Below are 3,711 nucleotides of genomic sequence, written 5' to 3' on the forward strand. Positions count from 1 at the left end.
TGCTTTCTCATAAAACTTATTTCCGTGTTAAGGAGAATTCTTTATAGTTGACTCCATAAGAAAAATCCTGCCAAAGCCCTTTGTCATCTCCTCATAAGCCCAGATGGAAAGGCCGAGGTGCGGGATGAACCTGATGAGGAAATCCATATTAATGGCCTTAATCGGATAAAAACCGGTAAGAAGTACGATTATCGGAGAGACATAATAAACAGCCTTCTGAAAACCGTCAAAATATGTGATTATGGATGCCAGATAGCATATCCTCTGGGGAAATGTAAGTCCCTTTATAAAAACAGGATTATCCCTTGTTAAGACCTGCATGGCTCCCTGCCCCCATCTAAGCCTCTGCTGCTGGAAAGGATAAAGGACAGGGGCAGCAATGCCGTATGCAAGACTCTCGTTGTGATAAATAGATTTCCATCCCCTCGCATGGAGCCTTATCGATGTATGCAAATCCTCTGTCACTGTGCCTGTGGCAAATCCTCCTATATCCTCTAATGTCTTCCTCCTGAGAACCGCACAACTCCCACAGAAGAAGGCTGCATTCCATTTGTCCTTTCCAGGGCATGGTTGAGATTTCCTGCCTTGGCATCCCCGTTATCCGGTCTTGCAATGTATCCACATCCAAGCTCCCCTGCAAGAGTCTCGACTTCCGGCCTCCTGCCGTCATCAAGGATATGGGTCTTATGGGGATAGGTCATGTTGAGACATCCTAAAACCGTCTTCCTCAGAAGTTCCACATCCTCATTTAAAGTAGGAATGAATACATCCACTGTGAGACTCTGCTCCGGAGCAATAGAAAACCCCTTTCTGGGCTTCTATATCATGAAGAAGAACATCAGGGTTGTTATAAAACCATAGACCTCTGCAGAGTAAAGGACAATGGAGAAGCCCATCGCATCAGGATTGAGTGTGTTAAAACGCCATATCAGATAACAGGCAGTCACAACTATAGACAGCAGTGCTATGAAAGTTGTTCCCTTTACTCGCTCTATATGAAAAGTCCTGTCAGATGCCATTATTATTTCTTCCTTATATGTTTTCTGTCATTTGAGCAAAAGACATGCCTGTCAGAACAATAGCGGAATTGCAAGGTTTTCTATGGTTTGAATTTTCAGATGTGTCAAAACGATGGACAATTGTATTAAACGGGTTTAATCAACTGTTAAAAGCTTTTTACAGTAACCTCAATGAGGACTTCCCGCTTGTTAAAACTCATACCGGAACTCGACTTCTTTATCGTAATCCCATGCATCGAAAAGGGAGGGATAGCTATCCAGCAGGCTTATCAGAAGAGAGCGCCTCGCCTCGATAGGAAGGGTCAGATACATAGGCGATTCCATGAGTATAGAGATAAGAATTTCTGCCTTGTGCCTGTTCATGTAAGACATCCTCCGTAACAACCATCTATCAGATGCCACCGCCAGATACCCCCTGTTATTAAATTGTTAAGCAGATTATGTGCCAGATTGCAAAAATGCTGATTTTAAGGGATTAGTCTAAAAAGATCTGGATAATTCTTTGCGACTTGTAAAGAAACATTACACCTTAATCTTCTTTTTTGAATATAACGGTTCTATCTTTCCCCGATGCCTTTGCCTTGTAAAGCGCCCTGTCAGCGCTTTCTATCAGTTCATCCATGCTTCTGCCATCGTCAGGGAAGGATGCTATGCCTATGCTCACTGTTATCGATGGATATGGAAATTTCTCCCACTTGCGGGTAAGGGACGCTTTGATGTTTTCTCTTATTCTTTCTGCAACGACAAATGCCTCTTTTTTCTCATTATCTGTCTGGGGCATTAAAACTGCGAATTCTTCGCCGCCGAATCTCGCTATAATATCATTCGCCCTTAAACACCCGTGGGTTATACGCGCAAAACTTCTTTTAATGCATTGTCTCCTGCAAGATGGCCTTCTGTGTCATTGAAGACCTTGAAATAATCGATATCGAATATTGCGACGGAAAAAACAAGATCATAACGCTCCGAGCGGTGAATCTCCTCTTCGAAACGCTCCTGAAGGTATCGTTTATTAAAGACCCCTGTCAGAGGGTCTGCAATGGAAAGCTCTTTCATTTTTTCAGCCAGGTTGTAATAGCTTGAAGTCTTTAAAGCTATCGAGGCATGAGACGAGAAATAGTTGAGCACATCCAGATCCTGCTCTGTAAACTCTTCTCCTGTTGTTTTATCCGAAATGCTGAGGACGCCTATTGTCTCGGAAGCAAACTTCAGCGGCACACTGACAAAGGAGCCTGTTTTATAATGGCTTCTAAGTTTGACAGACGGCAGCCCGGCCTTTGCTATATCCTTTACAAGAAGGGGTTTGCCATCTTCAAATACCTTTCCCGCAATTCCCTCTCCTATTCTTATCTTTATATTCTTTTATTTTTTCGTCATAGATGCTGTTATGTGTGAATTCTCTCTCCTATTCTTATCTTTATATCCTGTATAAGCCACTTGTTTATACCCTTTACAGCTTTTATCAGTAAGCTGCCTTCTTCGGGCAGCATGAGGGAACCCTTTTCTGACCTTAGAAGCTCTGTGGCCGTATCCATAATGGTCTCGTAAAGGATATCGAGATTATGAAGCTTTGGCGTTAATTTTGTTACTGCTGTGTTTAGTGCCGTTATTTTATTGGCGTAATTTTCACGGACATTTTGTAAAGAAAGATTTTTAAGGACCAATGATGAAAGCTTACAGAACTCCAAAATGCTGCAGGATTCCTCCCTCGGTAAAACTGAGTTATATATGACCACTACACCATAGGTGTTGTTCCTGCACAAAAGGGGGAAGATATGCAGTGATGTTATGCCCTCCGGAAAACCGAGCTTCGAGATTTCCATGACATCATTTGTGAATTCCGGAATAAAGCCTTCTACAAAACGGATGACCATTGGATTATCTTCCTTTATTCTTAAAGTCCTTACATCATCCTGCAATCTGCCTGAAGCTATGGCAGTCTTAAAAAAATTCTTCTCCTTGACCATTACGGAGACTGTGTCAGCATTAAAGAGAAAGAGTATTGCATCAAGAACCGATGCGTAAAAATCTTTTACAGGCACCGGTAATTGGATATTGAATGTGAGATCTATCATTGTCTTGGCCATCTGGTATCTCCTGCGGTTCAGATTCTTTTCATAACTGCCCTGCAGGAATGTTTCGAACAGGGATTTTATATGGACCGATATTTTCTGAACAGACGGGTAGTCCTTAAAATTAATTGTCTCCAGCCATGATTCAAGATGTGACAGCAAAAAACCGAAATATTCCCCTTTTTTAATCAAAAAATCCTCAAATTCTGTCCTTATAAAGTAAAATGGACTGCTGACAAGGACAAGTTTAAAGCCGTTGACATCGATAGGGATAAAAAACTGGTGCTGGTTGGCAATCCCTTTAATAACGGATGTCTCCTTCCTTAAAACTGCCTTTTCTATCCCATCACGGATGAATCTTTCATATTCCTCTCTGCCGGAGGCATAGGACTTTATCTGGGCAAGCAGCCTGTCCTCCTTCTTTGGAGCAGTCAACAGGGCGCCGCTGCTGTCATAGGTGGAGAAAGACAGATCGGTTATTTCTGAAATGGAATCCTGTATGGTGGACAATGAGCGTGTATCGATAAATTCAAGATCCATGAGTATTCACTTTCCATGAAGCCGGTATGCTTTTTAGAGCCACTTTTTCTGCAGACCGAAATGTCGTTAATCGGCCTTAA

Annotated in this window: 6 protein-coding genes and 1 pseudogene; all 7 read right to left on the bottom strand. The window is 42.2% G+C overall.

Going from position 1 to position 3,711, the window contains the following annotated elements; all coding sequences use genetic code 11:
* Positions 1-27: 27 nt before the first annotated feature.
* A pseudogene (locus V7L97_RS10905) lies at positions 28-498 on the bottom strand (glycosyltransferase family 2 protein); the annotation flags it as partial.
* Positions 495-773 (bottom strand): glycosyltransferase, encoded by a 279-nt coding sequence (locus V7L97_RS10910; RefSeq protein ID WP_333655914.1) that lies wholly within the window; start codon positions 771-773, stop codon positions 495-497. The pseudogene V7L97_RS10905 and the gene V7L97_RS10910, both read right to left, overlap by 4 nt.
* Before the next feature lie 45 nt (positions 774-818).
* Entirely contained in the window at positions 819-1,019 is a 201-nt protein-coding gene (locus V7L97_RS10915; protein WP_333655916.1) for a hypothetical protein, read from the bottom strand.
* A 189-nt stretch (positions 1,020-1,208) separates the two neighbouring features.
* On the bottom strand, positions 1,209-1,382 hold the full coding sequence (locus V7L97_RS10920) for a hypothetical protein (RefSeq protein WP_333655918.1): 174 nt from the start codon (positions 1,380-1,382) through the stop codon (positions 1,209-1,211).
* 166 nt (positions 1,383-1,548) lie between these two features.
* On the bottom strand, positions 1,549-1,890 hold the full coding sequence (locus V7L97_RS10925; protein WP_333655926.1) for a GGDEF domain-containing protein: 342 nt from the start codon (positions 1,888-1,890) through the stop codon (positions 1,549-1,551).
* Complete coding sequence (locus V7L97_RS10930; protein ID WP_333655928.1) at positions 1,866-2,375, bottom strand: sensor domain-containing diguanylate cyclase; 510 nt, start codon at positions 2,373-2,375, stop codon at positions 1,866-1,868. Before V7L97_RS10930 ends, V7L97_RS10925 begins: the two co-directional genes overlap by 25 nt.
* Before the next feature lie 29 nt (positions 2,376-2,404).
* On the bottom strand, positions 2,405-3,631 hold the full coding sequence (locus tag V7L97_RS10935) for a PocR ligand-binding domain-containing protein (protein ID WP_333655921.1): 1,227 nt from the start codon (positions 3,629-3,631) through the stop codon (positions 2,405-2,407).
* Positions 3,632-3,711: the final 80 nt, after the last annotated feature.

This window comes from Dissulfurispira sp. (assembly GCF_036745535.1).
Lineage (GTDB): Bacteria > Nitrospirota > Thermodesulfovibrionia > Thermodesulfovibrionales > Dissulfurispiraceae > Dissulfurispira.